Source organism: Rhodococcus sp. T7 (assembly GCF_009872365.1).
Lineage (GTDB): Bacteria > Actinomycetota > Actinomycetes > Mycobacteriales > Mycobacteriaceae > Rhodococcus_F.
In genome coordinates, this window is record NZ_WXYH01000132.1 from 54,763 (window position 1) to 69,548 (window position 14,786).

The 14,786-nt window shown below is 68.5% G+C and carries 12 protein-coding genes; 3 read left to right on the plus strand and 9 right to left on the minus strand.

Annotated elements, in window-relative coordinates; genetic code table 11:
• Window positions 1-17 precede the first annotated feature (17 nt).
• Window positions 18-1,751 (plus strand): malto-oligosyltrehalose trehalohydrolase, encoded by a 1,734-nt coding sequence (gene treZ, locus MLGJGCBP_RS15720; RefSeq protein WP_160096734.1) that lies wholly within the window; start codon window positions 18-20, stop codon window positions 1,749-1,751.
• Here treZ and MLGJGCBP_RS15725 read toward each other — a convergent pair.
• The gene (locus MLGJGCBP_RS15725) at window positions 1,718-3,283 is read right to left on the minus strand and encodes an MFS transporter (RefSeq protein ID WP_160096736.1); all 1,566 of its coding nucleotides are present in this window, start codon (window positions 3,281-3,283) and stop codon (window positions 1,718-1,720) included. The genes treZ and MLGJGCBP_RS15725 overlap by 34 nt on opposite strands.
• Window positions 3,284-3,406: 123 nt before the next feature.
• Here MLGJGCBP_RS15725 and MLGJGCBP_RS15730 point away from each other — a divergent pair, with 123 nt between their 5' ends.
• Window positions 3,407-3,931: a TetR/AcrR family transcriptional regulator gene (locus MLGJGCBP_RS15730; protein WP_087556262.1), complete on the plus strand. Its 525-nt coding sequence runs from the start codon at window positions 3,407-3,409 to the stop codon at window positions 3,929-3,931.
• 4 nt (window positions 3,932-3,935) lie between these two features.
• Here the strand turns inward: MLGJGCBP_RS15730 and ilvA are convergent, their stop codons facing one another.
• Genes ilvA through MLGJGCBP_RS15745 form a run of 3 tightly spaced genes read right to left on the minus strand, consistent with a single transcriptional unit; the run spans window position 3,936 to window position 7,595 of the window.
• Window positions 3,936-5,288 carry a threonine ammonia-lyase IlvA gene (gene ilvA, locus MLGJGCBP_RS15735; RefSeq protein ID WP_087556394.1) on the minus strand — a complete coding sequence of 451 codons (1,353 nt, stop codon included), beginning with the start codon at window positions 5,286-5,288 and terminating at the stop codon, window positions 3,936-3,938.
• A gap of 43 nt (window positions 5,289-5,331) precedes the next feature.
• Window positions 5,332-7,107, minus strand: a complete 1,776-nt coding sequence (locus tag MLGJGCBP_RS15740; RefSeq protein ID WP_160096738.1) for a pyruvate dehydrogenase — start codon at window positions 7,105-7,107, stop codon at window positions 5,332-5,334.
• Between the two features lie 47 nt (window positions 7,108-7,154).
• Entirely contained in the window at window positions 7,155-7,595 is a 441-nt protein-coding gene (locus MLGJGCBP_RS15745) for a nitroreductase family deazaflavin-dependent oxidoreductase (RefSeq protein ID WP_160096740.1), read from the minus strand.
• 170 nt (window positions 7,596-7,765) lie between these two features.
• Here MLGJGCBP_RS15745 and MLGJGCBP_RS15750 point away from each other — a divergent pair, with 170 nt between their 5' ends.
• Window positions 7,766-8,002: a hypothetical protein gene (locus MLGJGCBP_RS15750; protein WP_160096741.1), complete on the plus strand. Its 237-nt coding sequence runs from the start codon at window positions 7,766-7,768 to the stop codon at window positions 8,000-8,002.
• A gap of 18 nt (window positions 8,003-8,020) precedes the next feature.
• Here MLGJGCBP_RS15750 and dnaE read toward each other — a convergent pair whose 3' ends face one another.
• The 5 genes from dnaE to lspA all read right to left on the minus strand — a co-directional run bounded on the left by dnaE (window position 8,021) and on the right by lspA (window position 14,768).
• Window positions 8,021-11,557 carry a DNA polymerase III subunit alpha gene (gene dnaE / locus MLGJGCBP_RS15755; protein ID WP_160096742.1) on the minus strand — a complete coding sequence of 1,179 codons (3,537 nt, stop codon included), beginning with the start codon at window positions 11,555-11,557 and terminating at the stop codon, window positions 8,021-8,023.
• Window positions 11,558-11,655: 98 nt separating this feature from the next.
• On the minus strand, window positions 11,656-12,573 hold the full coding sequence (gene rarD / locus MLGJGCBP_RS15760; protein ID WP_160096743.1) for an EamA family transporter RarD: 918 nt from the start codon (window positions 12,571-12,573) through the stop codon (window positions 11,656-11,658).
• Window positions 12,570-13,247, minus strand: a complete 678-nt coding sequence (locus tag MLGJGCBP_RS15765) for a hypothetical protein (RefSeq protein ID WP_160096744.1) — start codon at window positions 13,245-13,247, stop codon at window positions 12,570-12,572. The genes rarD and MLGJGCBP_RS15765 overlap by 4 nt, the downstream gene beginning before the upstream one ends.
• A gap of 1 nt (window position 13,248) precedes the next feature.
• Window positions 13,249-14,175 (minus strand): RluA family pseudouridine synthase, encoded by a 927-nt coding sequence (locus MLGJGCBP_RS15770; RefSeq protein ID WP_005260233.1) that lies wholly within the window; start codon window positions 14,173-14,175, stop codon window positions 13,249-13,251.
• On the minus strand, window positions 14,172-14,768 hold the full coding sequence (gene lspA, locus MLGJGCBP_RS15775; protein WP_179220138.1) for a signal peptidase II: 597 nt from the start codon (window positions 14,766-14,768) through the stop codon (window positions 14,172-14,174). Before lspA ends, MLGJGCBP_RS15770 begins: the two co-directional genes overlap by 4 nt.
• Window positions 14,769-14,786: the final 18 nt, after the last annotated feature.

The following is a 14,786-nucleotide window of genomic DNA, read 5'->3' on the forward strand; positions in this document are numbered from 1 at the left end:
CGAGGCATGCTGATCGGGTGCACACATTCGAGGTATGGGCCCCGATCCCGACGTCCGTTTGCGTGGAGGTGGACGGCAAACGCCATGACATGACCCCGTCACCGGACGGGTGGTGGCGGGCCGACATCGACGCGTCACCGGACTCGCGGTACGCGTTCGTCCTCGACGACAGCGACACCCCGCTTCCCGATCCCCGGTCGCCGCGCCAGCCCGACGGTGTCCACAGCGCATCCCAGCTCCACACGCTCGACGAGAGCCTCTGGACCGACTCACAGTGGACCGGGCGGCAGCTCGCCGGCTCCGTCGTCTACGAATTGCACGTCGGCACGTTCACTCCGGAGGGCACGTTCGCCGCCGCGGTCGACCGGCTCGACCATCTCGTCGGACTCGGCGTCGATTTCGTGGAACTGATGCCCGTCAACGGGTTCAACGGAACCCACAACTGGGGATACGACGGTGTCCTCTGGTACACGGTCCACGAGGGCTACGGCGGACCGGACGGGCTGCAGACCCTCGTCGACGCGTGCCACGCCCGCGGTCTCGGCGTGGTCCTCGACGCCGTCTACAACCACCTCGGACCGTCGGGGAACTACCTCGACCGGTACGGCCCGTACCTGGCGCAGGGGGCCAACACCTGGGGCCGCAGCATCAACCTGGACGGACCGGACAGCGGCGAGGTGCGCCGCTACATCATCGGCAACGCGCTGCGGTGGTTCCGCGAGTTCCACATCGACGCGCTCCGCCTCGACGCCGTCCACGCGCTCGTCGACCACACCGCCACCCACCTTCTCGAGGATCTGGCCGTCGAGACCCGCCGGCTGTCCGCGCACCTGAGGCGGCCGCTGACGCTGATCGCCGAGAGCGACCTCAACGATCCACGCCTGATCACGTCGCGGTCGGCAGGCGGCTTCGGCCTCGACGCCCAGTGGGACGACGACGTGCATCACGCCATCCACGCGGCGGTCTCCGGCGAGAGGCAGGGCTATTACGGAGATTTCGGTTCGATGGCCTGCCTCGCGGACACGCTGCGCCAGGGATGGTTCCATGCGGGCACGTTCTCGACGTTCCGGGGCCGCACGCACGGCAGGCCGCTGGACACGCGGCGGATCCCGGCCAGTTCGCTGGTCACGTACACGTGCACGCACGATCAGATCGGCAACCGGGCGATCGGCGACCGCCCCGGCACGTATCTCGATTCCGGGCAGCTCGCCGTGAAGGCGGCGCTCGTGCTCTGCTCGCCGTTCACGCCGATGCTGTTCATGGGCGAGGAGTGGGGGGCGAGCACCCCCTTCCAGTTCTTCACCTCGCACCCGGAGCCGGAGCTCGCGCGGGCGACCGCGGAGGGACGCAAGGCCGAGTTCGCGGAGCACGGCTGGAGCACCGACGACGTTCCGGACCCGCAGGACCCGGAGACGTTCGAGCGGTCCAAGCTCGACTGGGACGAACTGGTCCGCGATCCGCATGCGCGGCTGCTGGAGTGCTATCGCTCGCTGCTGCGGCTTCGCCGGGAGCGTACCGAGCTGACGGACCCGTGGCTCGCGAACCTGTCCGTCGACTACGACGAGGCGCAGCAGTGGATCGTGGTGCACCGCGGCGCACTTCGCCTGGCCTGCAACCTCAGTGCCGAACCGGTGACCGTCCCGGTCGGCGGCTCCCCCGTACTGTGGTGGGAGCCGCCGACGCAGGACGAGACCGGGTCGGCGACGGTGCTACCTGGTCACTCGTTCGTGCTGCTCGACAGCTCGCCCTGACGGTCGCGCAGCATCCGCAGGACGAGGATCGCGGTCGCGAACAGGATCACGGCGGTCGCGCCCGCGGCGACGTGCATGCCGTCGACGAACGCCGACTGCGCGGACTCGAGGAACACCGTCCGCGCGGCCTCGGGGAGATGCTGAGCCTCCGCGACCGCGGCACCGAGCGTGCCCTGGGCGGGCTCGATCTGTTCCTGCGGCAGCATCGACGTGTCGAGGCCGCTGCGGAAGATCGCCATGACGACGCTGCCGAGCACGGCGACACCGAGCGCGATGCCGAGTTCGTACGCGGTCTCGGACACCGCGGAGGCGGCGCCGGCCCGTTCGGGCTCGACGGCGCTCACCACGAGGTCGGACGTCAGCGTCAGCGCGATACCGACACCGGCTCCGGCGAGACCGAAGCCGACCACGAACATCGTCGGGGCACCGTCCACGCCGAGCGTGAGCATCAGTGCCGCACCCACACCCGCGACGGCGAGGCCGCCGCCGAGCACGTGCGAGGTGGCCCACCGGCGCACCATCCAGGCCGCCGCGAGCGCGGTGACCGCGCTCATCAGCATGCCGGGCAGCATCAGCACACCCGATTCGAACGCGGTGTTGCCGAGCACCAACTGCAGGTACTGCGAGCCGAAGAACAGCACGCCGGCGAGCGCGAAGATGGACAGCAGGTTGGTGAGGACGGCGGTCGAGAACGCCGGCTTGGCGAAGAGGCCGATGTCGATCATCGGGTCCTTCATCGACTTCTGCCTGCGCACGAAGACCACGCCCGACAGAACACCGACGAGACTGACGCCGAGGAGCACCGGGTCGAGGCCGTGCACCACGGTTTCCTTGACCGCGTACACCAGCGGCAGCATCGTCGTCATCGACAGTGCCGCGCTGAGCAGGTCGAACCGTCCCGGCGCGGGGTCCTTCGACTCGGGGATCACGAGCGGTCCCACGGCGATCAGCACCAGCATCACGGGGAGGTTGATCAGGAACACCGAACCCCACCAGAAGTGCTCGAGCAGCCAGCCGCCGATCAGCGGACCCGCCGCGGTGCCGCCGCCGGCCATCGCGCCCCACACGCCGATGGCGAGGGTCCGCTGTCGCGGGTCGACGAAGATCGTGCGGATCAGTCCGAGGGTCGCGGGCATCAGGGTGGCACCCGAGATTCCCTGCAGCACACGGGCCGCGATCAACATCTCGGGTGTCGGCGCCCACGCCGCGATCAGCGAGGCGATACCGAATCCGGCGGCGCCGATCAGCAGCAGACGGCGCCGTCCGATCCGGTCGCCGAGCGTGCCCATGGTGATGAGCAGTCCGGCGAGGACGAAGGAGTAGACGTCGATGATCCACAGCAGTTGAGTGCTGCTGGGCTCGAGGTCGGCGCTGATGAACGGCAGTGCGAGGTCGAGCACCGTGCCGTCGACGGCGATCAGGAGGACGGCGAAGGCCAGGACGACCAATCCGAGCCAGTCTCGGCGTGATGCGGAGGACTGACCTGGAGCGCCGTAGGCGTCGTTGATCCCGCGATCCGTGGAGACAGACATTTATCTTCCTGCGACTTTCGATTGGGGCCGGCACCGTGATGAACCGTCCAGCCGGTACAGTTTCGTAACCTTACCGTTAACCGTCCGGACGGTAAAGTAATTTCCCGGGTACAGTCCCTCTCCATGGCTGCCGGTACGCGCGATCGAATACTCGACGCCCTCGAGAAGCTGCTGCTCGACGTGGGGATAGCCCAGGTGACCCTCGAAGCCGTCGCGGCGGAGGCCGGGGTGTCCAAGGGCGGACTGCTCTATCACTTCCCCAGCAAGGAAGCACTCCTCGCCGCCATGGTGCGCCGGCTCGGCGAGCGGGCCGACGCCCAGCTCGCCGACGCCGTGTCCGGCGGCACCTCGATGTCCGAGTGGTACCTGCAGGTCCCCGACGCGAGTACCACCGAGGAACTCGCCCTCTACCGTTCGACCATCGCCGCCCTACGGAGCGTCGACGGTCAGCACGACGAGATCCAGAAGGCCGTCACCGACGTCATGCGCAGCTGGGACGAGGGCCTGCAGGACGAGATCGACGATCCTGTGCAGGCCGAGATCGTGCGCCTCGTCGGCGACGGCATCTACCTGGCCGCGCTGCTCAGGCTTCCCATGCCCGAGCCCGAGCTGTACAAGAAGGTCGTCGCGCGGCTGCTGCAGAAGTAGCGGCTCAGGTGAGGTAGCGGTACGCGGGGCTTCCCGGCTCCAGGCGTTCCACCTGCATGCGGGACTGCTCCATCCGCTCGAGCAGCTCGCCGAGCCCCTCCGCCTTGCCGAGTTCGATACCCACCAGAGCGGCGCCGGTCTCCCGGTTGTTCCGCTTGACGTACTCGAACAGGGTGATGTCGTCCTCGGGACCGAGCACCTCGTCCAGGAAGCGGCGCAGCGCGCCCGGCTCCTGCGGGAAGTCGACGAGGAAGTAGTGCTTGAGACCGAGATTCACCAGCGAGCGTTCCAGGATCTCGCCGTAGCGCGAGACGTCGTTGTTGCCGCCCGAGATCAGGCACACCACCGTGGAACCGGGCTCGAACGTGATGTTCGCGAGCGCCGCCACCGACAGCGCGCCTGCGGGCTCGGCGATGATGCCCTCGTTCTGGTACAGCTCGAGCATCGCGGTGCACAGCGCACCCTCGTCGAGGTTGGTCATCACGAACGTCTCCGGATCGAGTCGGATCGTGGACGACCGGTCGGCCTGGCCCAACGACGTGTGCGTCACTACCTCAGCGCCGAGGGCGGAGACCACGGCGTAGGGCAGGTCGCCGACCCGCTTCACCGACGCGCCGTCGACGAACGGGTCGATCTCTGTCAGCGTCACGGGACCACCGGCCACCAGGGCCGCCGTCATCGACGCCGCCCCCGTCGGCTCCACGCCGACGATGGCCGTGCGCGGTGCGTGCGCATGCAGGTACGTGGCGATGCCGGCGATGCACCCGCCGCCGCCGACCGGCACCAGTACGGAATCGGGGGCCGTGCCGAGCTGGGCGAGGATCTCGGCGGCGATGGTGCCCTGACCGGCCGCGGTCCGGGCGTCGTCGAACGGCGCAACCATCGTCGCGCCCGTCCGCCGCACGTCGGCGGCGGCCGCAGCGGCAGCGGCGTCGTACGTCTCCCCCGTCAGGATCAGCTCGACGAACTCACCGCCGTGCGCACGGATGCGATCACGCTTCTGTTTGGGGGTGTTCGACGGGACGTAGATGCGGCCGGTGATTTCCATTGTGCGGCAGGCGAACGCGACGCCCTGCGCATGGTTGCCGGCGCTGGCGGTCACGACTCCGGCCGCGCGCTCGCCGGCATCGAGCTGGGCCATGAGGTTGTAGGCGCCGCGAAGTTTGTAGGAGCGGACGACCTGCAGGTCTTCACGCTTGAGGTAGACGTTCGCGCCCGTCAGCGTCGACAGGCGGTCGCTCCACTGCAGTGGGGTCGCGTCGATCACGTGGGAAATTCGCTCGATGGCCGCGTCGATGTCGCCCACTGTCAGGGGCGAGGTGATGTTCTGGGCTGCGGTATCGGGCGATGTGGACACCCGGATATGTTCCCACTCTCCGGCCATGGGATACCAGTCGGGTTCAGCCGCGCGGATCGAACTGGGACGGTCGCGGCACGTTCCGGACGTTCGACTTCGCCATTTTCACGGCCTCGCCGACACCCCCGTTCATCACCATCTTCGACAGCGCCAACGCGAAACCGGTGAGCTGCCCACCCGTGATGGTCGGTGGCAGCGACAGCGCCAACGGGTCGGTGACGAGATCGACGAGTGCCGGTCCGTCGTGATCGAACGCCTGCCGCAGACCCGATTCGATGTCGGCCGGATTCTCGATCCGGCGGGCGAAGATGCCCAGCGCGGAGGCCACCGCCGAGTAGTCGACCGGTGCGACGTCGACCCCGAAATCCGGCAGCCCGTCCACCAGCATCTCCAGCTTGACCATGCCGAGCGTGGAATTGTTGAACACCACGATCTTGACCGGGAGCCGGTACATCGCGACCGTCACCAGTTCCCCCAGCAGCATCGACAGCCCGCCGTCGCCCGACACGGACACCACCTGTCTGCCGGGCGCGCACACCTGGGCGCCGATCGCGTGCGGCAGGGCGTTCGCCATCGATCCGTGCAGGGCAGAGGAGAGGAAACGCCGCGAGCCGTTCGGCGTCAGGTAGCGCGCCGTCCACACGTTCGACATTCCCGTGTCCGTGGTGAAGATCGCGTCCTCGGCGGCGAGGTCGTCGAGGATCGACGCCGCGTACTCGGGATGGATCGGGACGCGTTGCTTGGCCGGTTTCGTGTACGCGCCGACCACCTTGTTCATCAGCGTCCGGTGCTTCTCGAGCATGTCGTCGAGGAAGCGGCGGTCGTCCTTCCGCCGGATCAGCGGGGCGAGCGCACGCAACGTGCTTCCCACGTCGCCGTGCACCGCCAGCTCGACGTCTGTTCTCCGGCCGATTCGCTGTGCGGCCCAGTCGATCTGCGCGGTGCGGACGCCGTCGGGCAGGAACTGGTTGTACGGGAAGTCCGTTCCGACGAGCAGCAGGAGGTCGGCGCCGTGCATCCCGTCGTGCGCCGCCCCGTACCCCAGCAGCCCCGTCATCCCGACGTCGAAGGGGTTGTCGTACTGGATCCATTCCTTGCCGCGGAGGGTGTGCCCGATCGGCGCACCGATCGTGTCGGCCAGGCCCAGCAACTCCTCGCGAGCCCCGCGGACCCCTTCGCCGGCGAAGATCGCGACCTTGCCTGCCTCGTTCACCGCGTCGGCGAGGGCCTGCACGTCGGATTGGTCGGGCACGATCGCCGGGGCACCGGTGCGCGGCACCGACGGCGCCCGCCCCACGGCAGGGCGGTCCGCGATATCACCCGGCAGGGTGATCACCGCGACACCGGACAGCGCGGTCGCATGCGCGATGGCGGACGCCATGACGCGCGGGGCCTGGGCGGGAGTTCCGATCAGCTCCGCGTACCGGGAGCACTCGACGAACAGCCGGTCCGGGTGGGTTTCCTGGAAGTAGCCGAGACCGATCTGCTCGCTCGGAATCTGCGCCGCGATCGCGAGCACCGGCGCCCCCGAGCGGTCCGCGTCGTAGAGTCCGTTGATCAGGTGCAGATTGCCCGGCCCGCACGAGCCGGCGCACACCGCCAGCTTGCCGGTGATCTGCGCCTCCGCGGCCGCGGCGAAGGCGGCGGCCTCCTCGTGCCGCACGTGGATCCAGTCGATGCCGCCGTTCTCCGCGCCGCCCGACCGCCGGACGGCATCGACGACGGGATTGAGGCTGTCGCCCACGATTCCGTAGATTCGCCGGACGCCGACGTCCTGGAGTTGACGCACCAGTTGATCGGCAACGGTTTTCGCTCTCATCGGGCCTCCGGTCGGGGACGGTCGAACGGCGAACGACAGCGGCGGGGCTAGACTCGGGCGGGTTCGAGCACGAACACCGGGATCTCCCGGTCGGTCTTCTTCTGATACTCGGCGTAGTCCGGGAACGCGGCGACGGCCCGCTCCCACCACGTGGCCTTCTCGTCGCCCGTGACCTCACGGGCCACCATGTCGTGGGTCGCCGAGCCGTCGCGGAGTTCGACGTGCGGTTCGGCCTTCACGTTGTAGTACCAGACCGGGTTCTTCGGGGCGCCGCCGAGCGAGGCGACAACCGCGTACGTTCCGTCGTGCTCGACACGCATCAGCGGCGTCTTGCGGATCTTGCCGGATTTCGCTCCACGGGTGGTCAACAGGACGACGGGCCTGCCGCCCAGCGTCGTGCCCTCGGCACCGTCGGTGGATTCCATCAACTCGGCCTGATCCGCTGCCCACTTGGACGGACTGGGTTCGTATTCACCTGTGAGTGGCATGCGTCCAGTCAACACCTGATCCGCGAGAGCCCGCCACCGATTCCACCGAACCAGCGCACATGCGAAAGGCCACATCCGTTTGTTCGTTGCGCCGAACTCCGGATTCCGAGTACCCTGATCGCACGCGGGGACGTCCGCTCCCCCGACCCGCTCCAGTGAGGTGACCTGCGATGACGACACACGACGCTTGGGTGCGCCGCGATGTGCCCCGCAGCACCCCCTCGAGGACCGTCGATCTCGCCGGCACCGAGTGGCCCCTCTACAAGCTGGAAGCCCTGGCAGTCGCGCTGCTGGTCTTCGTCACGATCCTCGTCGTCACCCAGACGCTGCAGGCGGCCGTTCTCACCGCCGCCGCGGCCGCCGTCGTGGTGTGGTGGGCGCGGCGGCTCTTCCCGCCGCGCTCCTAGCCGCACCCACCGAAGCGATCACACGGACAGGCAGCTCGGTCCGAGCAGCGCCTTGAGGTCGCCCATCAGCGCCGACGACGGTTCCACCCGGAGCACGTCGTCCACCTTCCACAACGTGACCTCGGTGCCGCCGATCAACCGCACGTGCACGTCCGACGTGCCCGGATGGCGGGTGAGCACCTGCCGCAGCGCGCCGATCTTGTCCTTGGTGCACTGACGCAGCGGCAGGCTGACCGCCAGCGGCTTCGCGACCCCCACCGCCGAGAGGTCCGGCACCGCAAGGTCGTTGGCAATGAGCGAGATCCGGTCGTCGCGAATCGACACGCGTGCCTTGACGAGCACCACGGAGTCCTCCGTGACGTCCATCCCGTACACCGAGTAGGCCTGCGGGAAGAACAGCACCTCGATGCCACCGGTCAGGTCCTCGAGCTGCGCGGACGCCCAGGTGAGACCGTTCTTGTTGATCCTCCGGTTCACCGACGCGAGGATGCCGCCGACCGTGACCTGGGTGCCGTCCTTGATGTCGCCTTCGAGGATGGTCGGAATCGCGGTGTCGGACTGCGCCGACAGCACGTGCTCGACACCGTTGAGCGGGTGCCCGGAAACGTACAGTCCCAGCATTTCCCGTTCCAGCGCCAACCGGTGCTTGGAGTCCCACTCCTCCTCGGGGATCTTCACGTTGAATACCGAGGCGATCGACTCGTCGGCGTCGTCGCCACCGAACAGGTCGAACTGGCCGATCGCCTCCGCCTTCTTGGTGCCCATCACCGCGTCGATGGCGTCGGCGTGAACGAGCATGAGCCCCTTGCGCGGGTGGCCCAGCGAGTCGAATCCGCCTGCCTTGATCAGCGATTCGGTGACCTTCTTGGAGCAGGCGGCCGCGTCGATCTTGTTGAGGTAGTCGGAGAAATCGACGAACTTGGACTTCTCCTTGCGCGCCTTGATGATCGAGCCCACCACGTTGGCACCGACGTTGCGGACGGCGCCCATGCCGAACCGGATGTCCTCTCCGACGGAGGCGAAGTTGACCTCCGATTCGTTGACGTCCGGCGGCAGCACGGTGATGCCCATCTTGCGGCAGTCCGCGAGGTAGACGGCGGCCTTGTCCTTGTCGTCACCGACCGAGGTGAGCAGACCGGCCATGTATTCGGCCGGATAGTTGGCCTTGAGGTACCCGGTCCAGAACGACACCAGTCCGTATCCGGCGGCGTGCGACTTGTTGAACGCATACCCGGCGAACGGAAGGATGGTGTCCCACAGCGCCTTGATGGCGGGTTCGGAGAATTCGTTGGCGAGCATGCCCTCGCGGAAACCGGCGTACGCCTCCTCCAGCACCGAGAGCTTCTTCTTACCCATGGCGCGGCGGAGAATGTCGGCCTGTCCGAGCGAATACCCGGCCACCTTCTGCGCGATCTGCATGATCTGCTCCTGGTAGACGATCAGGCCGTACGTGTCGGCCAGAATCTCCTTCAGGGGCTCCTCGAGCTCGGGGTGGATGGGTTTGACCTCTTGCCGCCCGTTCTTGCGGTCGGCGTAGTCGTTGTGCGCGTTCATGCCCATCGGACCGGGCCGGTACAGCGCGAGCACCGCGACGATGTCCTCGAAGCCGGTGGGCTGCATGCGGCGCAGCAGGTCGCGCATCGCGCTGCCGTCGAGCTGGAAAACCCCGAGAGTGTCGCCGCGCGAGAGCAGTTCGTACGTGGCCGCGTCGTCGAGCGGAAGGGTGTCGAGATCGAGTTCGATCCCCCGGTTCGCCTTGATGTTGTCGATGGCGTCACCGATGACGGTGAGGTTCCGCAGTCCGAGGAAGTCCATCTTCAGCAGGCCGATGGCCTCGCACGACGGGTAGTCCCAGCCGGTGATGATGGCGCCGTCCTGGGCGCGCTTCCACACAGGAATCGCGTCCATCAGCGGTTCGGACGACATGATCACCGCGCAGGCGTGGACACCCGCGTTACGGATCAGGCCCTCGAGTCCCTTGGCCGTCTGGTAGATCTTCGCGACGTCCGGGTTGGAATCGATGAGGGCGCGAACCTCCACCGCTTCCTTGTACCGCTCGTGGTTCGGGTCGGTGATGCCGGACACCGAGATGTCCTTGGCCATGATCGGCGGCGGCAGCGCCTTGGTGATCTGGTCGGCGATCGCGAAACCGGGCTGACCGAACTGGACGCGGGCGGAGTCCTTGATCGCCGCCTTCGTCTTGATGGTTCCGAACGTGATGACCTGGGCGACGCGGTCGCTGCCCCACTTGTCCGTCGCGTAGCGCACCATCTCACCGCGACGGCGGTCGTCGAAGTCGATGTCGATATCGGGCATCGACACGCGCTCGGGGTTCAGGAACCGCTCGAACAGCAGGCCGTGCGGGATGGGGTCGATGTTGGTGATGCCCATCGCGTAGGCGACGAGCGAACCGGCGGCCGAGCCTCGGCCGGGACCGACCCGGATGCCGACCTCGCGGGCGTGGTTGATGAGGTCGCCGACGACGAGGAAGTAGGCGGGGAAGCCCATTTCGAGGATGACGCCGATCTCGTAGTCGGCGCGGGCCAGGTACTCCTCGGGCGGTCCGTCGGGGAACCGGCGGTCCAGCCCGCGCATGACCTCCTTGCGCAGCCAGGTGCCCTGCGTCTCGCCCTCGGGGACCGGGAAGATCGGCATCCGGTCGTGGTGCGCCCACACGTCGTCGTACGACTGGACGCGCTCGGCGATGAGGAGGGTGTTGTCGCACGCGCCGGGGACCTGGTCGTCCCACAGGGCCCGCATCTCCGCGGCGGACTTGAGGAAGTAGCCGTCACCGTCGAACTTGAACCGGGTGGGGTCGGACAGCGTCTTGCCGGTCTGGATGCACAGAAGCGCCTCGTGGTTCTCCGCGGCGTCCTTCGTGACGTAGTGGCAGTCGTTGGTGGCGAGCGGCGGAATCTCGAGCTTCTTGCTGATCTCGAGGAGGCCCTCACGGACGCGTCGCTCGATCGACAGTCCGTGGTCCATCAGTTCGAGGAAGAAGTTGTCCTTGCCCCAGATTTCCTGCCACTTGGCGGCCGCCTCGAGCGCCTCGCGGTCGTGGCCGAGGCGCAGCCGGGTCTGGATCTCGCCGGACGGGCAGCCCGTGGTCGCGATGATGCCTTCGTGGTGGGTGGCGATGAGCTCTTCGTCCATGCGCGCCCACTTGCCGAGCTGACCCTCGATCGACGCGAGGGAGGACAGCTTGAACAGGTTGCGCAGACCGGTCGCGTTCTCCGCGACCATCGTCATGTGGGTGTACGCGCCGCTACCGGAGACGTCGTCGGACTTCTGGCTGCGGTCGCCCCACAGCACCCGCTTGGTGTTGAAGCGGGACTCGGGCGCGACGTACGCCTCGATGCCGATGATCGGCTTGATGCCCTGCTTCTTCGCCACGTTGTAGAACTCGCTGGCGCCGTACATGTTGCCGTGGTCGGTCATGCCGACCGCCGACATCTCTAGCCGCGCTGCCTCTTCGAACAGGGGTCCGACCTTGGCCGCACCGTCGAGCATCGAGTACTCGGTGTGATTGTGCAGATGTACGAACGAGTCAGCCACGTGCGCCTCTCTGAAGGTCTGGGAGCCTCACGAGTGTAGGCCCTCGGACCGACAGCTCCGGTCGCCGACGGCAGGTGTCGCCGAAGTCGTGACGCGAGTTACGGGACGGGCGCCTGGGACGGGGTGGAATTGCGCCGCTCGCGCCGGACCCGTACCAGCGCATCGGTACTGAAGATCGCGAGCGCCACCCAGATCAGGGCGAAACCGATCCACCGCGACGCGGGCATGTCCTCGTGGAGAACGGCGACGCCCCACGCCATCTGCAGCGCGGGTGTCAGGTACTGCAGCATGCCGAGGGTGCGCAACGGCACCCGTTGCGCCGCCGCGCCGAACAGCAGCAGCGGCAGGGCGGTCACCGGGCCCGCGGCCATCAGCAGCAGGGTGTGCCCGACGCCGAACCCGAGGAACGTGCCTGTTCCGGTGAGGGCGAGGAACACGAGGTAGCCGACAGCGACGGGTGCGGCCACGATGCCCTCGGCGGCGAGGCTCGTCCGCGGGTCGAGTGGCATCACCTTCTTGCACAGCCCGTACAGCGCGAACGAGGCGGCGAGGGTGAGCGCGATGTACGGCGGATGCCCGTAGTCGACGGTGATCACGATCACCGCGACGGCGGCGAGAGCGAGCGCGACGATCTGGGCGGGGACGAGCCGTTCCCGGAAGATCACGACCCCGAGCAGCACGCTCACCAACGGGTTGATGAAATACCCGAGCGCCGTCTCGACCACCCGGTCGGAGGTGACCCCGTAGATGTAGGTGCCCCAGTTCACGGCGATGGCCGTCGAGGCGGCCGCGACCAGCAGCCAGGTGCGCGCGCTGAGCCCGCGCAGCGAGCGGAGCCGGCCCGAGACCGCGAGGACGACGAACATCAGGGCGAGCGTCCACACCACGCGGTGCGCGAGGATCTCCACCGACCCGGCCGGGCCGAGCAGGCCGAAGAACGCCGGGAACGCGCCCCACAGCACGTAGGCGCCGACTCCGCAGGCGGCGCCCACGGTTTCCGCCTTCCGCGCCGTCACGAACCGCTCCCCGGGACGACCCCGTCGTCGGGGCCGGGCGCGACGGTCTCGACCTGCTCCGGCAGCAGCGGGCGCACCGCGAACCGCCCGGCGACGGCGTCGGCGCCGAGCGCCTCGACCGCCCGGACGTCCGGTTCGGACCGCAGCGCGGCCAGAGCGTCCTGATCGCCGCGGACGACGACGCCGATCACGCACGCGCAGTTCCGGGCGAGTTCCGCCGACGAGACCGCCGCGATCTGCGCCTGCCGCGCCGTTTCGCCCGTCATCGCCTGGGCGCGGCCGGCGGCCAGGTCGCTCGCCCGGGCGAGGGCCGCGTCGCCTGCCGCGACGGACACAGGCACGAGGGGGGTCTGTACCCGGTCGAGCGGCACGCGGAAGAGCACCTGCGACACCCGAGTGCCGGACGCGGCGTCCCGGACGGTCTCCGTGGTCACCGGACGCGTGAACGAGACCAGCGCCCAGCGCTCCTGGCGACCGTCCGCCTCGTCGAGCGATCGGTCCGCCCGGGCCAGGTAGCCGGCCACCACTTCCCCGTTGTCCGGGCCCAGCGTGTCCGTCGACACGGGCGCGCGCCGGACGGGGTTCAGTGCCCCGAGCACGACCGTCACCGCGATCAGGACGACGGCGGTGAGCACTGCCGGCACCGCGGTACCGCCGGGGCGCGGGAGCCGCACCTCAGCTCGCCCGCAGAACCCCGAGAGCGTCCTCGAGATCCTTCGGGTACTTGGACGTGATCTCGACCCACCGCCCGTCCGCGGGATGCGCGAAACCGAGCGACCGGGCGTGCAGCCACTGACGCTCCAGACCGAGGCGTTCCGCCAGCCGCGGGTCGGCCCCGTACGTGAGGTCGCCGCAGCACGGGTGCCGCAGCGCGGCGAAGTGGACGCGGATCTGATGGGTCCGGCCCGTCTCCAGGTGGATGTCGAGCAGGCTCGCCGCCTGGAATGCTTCGACCGTGTCGTAGTGGGTGATGCTGGGTTTACCGTCCGCGGTGACGGCGAACTTCCAGTCGTTGCTGCGGTGCCTGCCGATGGGGGCGTCGATGGTTCCGCTGCTCGGATCCGGGTGCCCCTGCACCAGTGCGTGGTACCGCTTGTCGATGGTCCGCTGCTTGAACGCGCGCTTGAGAAGTGTGTAGGCGCGCTCCGACGTGGCCACCACCATCACTCCGGACGTACCGACGTCCAGCCGGTGCACGATGCCCTGGCGCTCGTGCGCACCGGACGTCGAGATCCGGAAGCCGGCGGCGGCGAGGCCGCCGATCACCGTCGGACCGGTCCACCCCACGCTGGCGTGGGCCGCGACCCCGACCGGTTTGTCGACGGCGACCACGTCGTCGTCGGCGTACAGGATCTCCATGCCCTCGACGGGTTCCGCCTCGATGGTCAGCGGTCGCGGCGGTTCCGGCAGTTCCACCTCGAGCCAGGTGCCTGCGGACAGCCGGTCGGACTTGCCCACGGGTGCGCCGTCGACGAGCACCGAGCCTTCCTCGGTGAGCTGCGCGACCGCGGTGCGCGACAGGCCGAGCAGTCGCGCGAGGCCGGCGTCGACCCGCATCGCTTCGAGCCCGTCCGGGACCGGCATCGACCGTGTTTCCCTCACTTCTCTACCCCCTTGCGTGTTCCGTCCGGTTCCAGCCCCACCAGGGTGAGCACGACGAGCAGGATCGCACCGCACACGATCGCGGAGTCCGCCACGTTGAACACCGGCCACCAGCCGACGGAGACGAAATCGACGACGTGCCCCTGCATCACTCCGGGGGCCCGGAAGAACCGGTCGACGAGATTGCCGAGGGCGCCCCCCAGCACCAGTCCGAGACCGAGCGCCCACCACGGCGACCGCAGCGTCCGGCCGATGCGGACGACTCCGATCACCACACCCACGGCGACGAGGGTCAGCAGCCACGTCATGCCGGTGGCCATGGAGAACGCCGCGCCCGGGTTCCGCACGAGCCGTAGCGAGACGAGGTCCCCGATCAGCCAGACCGGACGGCCGGGCTCGATGTTGGCGACGGCGAGGATCTTCGTCAGCAGGTCGGTCGCGAGGATCGTCCCTGCGATCGCGAACAGCAGCAGCCTGCGCTGATGCTTCGCCGGCCGGGGGGCTACGGCGCGGGACGTGTCACCGTCGTTCCGGTCTTCGGCGTCGGTCTCGTTCTCTGCCGTGGGGTCTTGACTCACCCGTTCATCATCCACTACGGAGGCAAGCCTCCG

Excerpts from the sequence above, each read along its gene's own strand:
- MLGJGCBP_RS15740 (WP_160096738.1), bottom strand. The coding sequence starts at position 7,107 with ATGAGAGCGAAAACCGTTGCCGATCAACTGGTGCGTCAACTCCAGGAC.
- MLGJGCBP_RS15745 (WP_160096740.1), bottom strand. The coding sequence starts at position 7,595 with ATGCCACTCACAGGTGAATACGAACCCAGTCCGTCCAAGTGGGCAGCG.
- MLGJGCBP_RS15750 (WP_160096741.1), top strand. The coding sequence starts at position 7,766 with ATGACGACACACGACGCTTGGGTGCGCCGCGATGTGCCCCGCAGCACC.
- MLGJGCBP_RS15725 (WP_160096736.1), bottom strand. The coding sequence starts at position 3,283 with ATGTCTGTCTCCACGGATCGCGGGATCAACGACGCCTACGGCGCTCCA.
- MLGJGCBP_RS15730 (WP_087556262.1), top strand. The coding sequence starts at position 3,407 with ATGGCTGCCGGTACGCGCGATCGAATACTCGACGCCCTCGAGAAGCTG.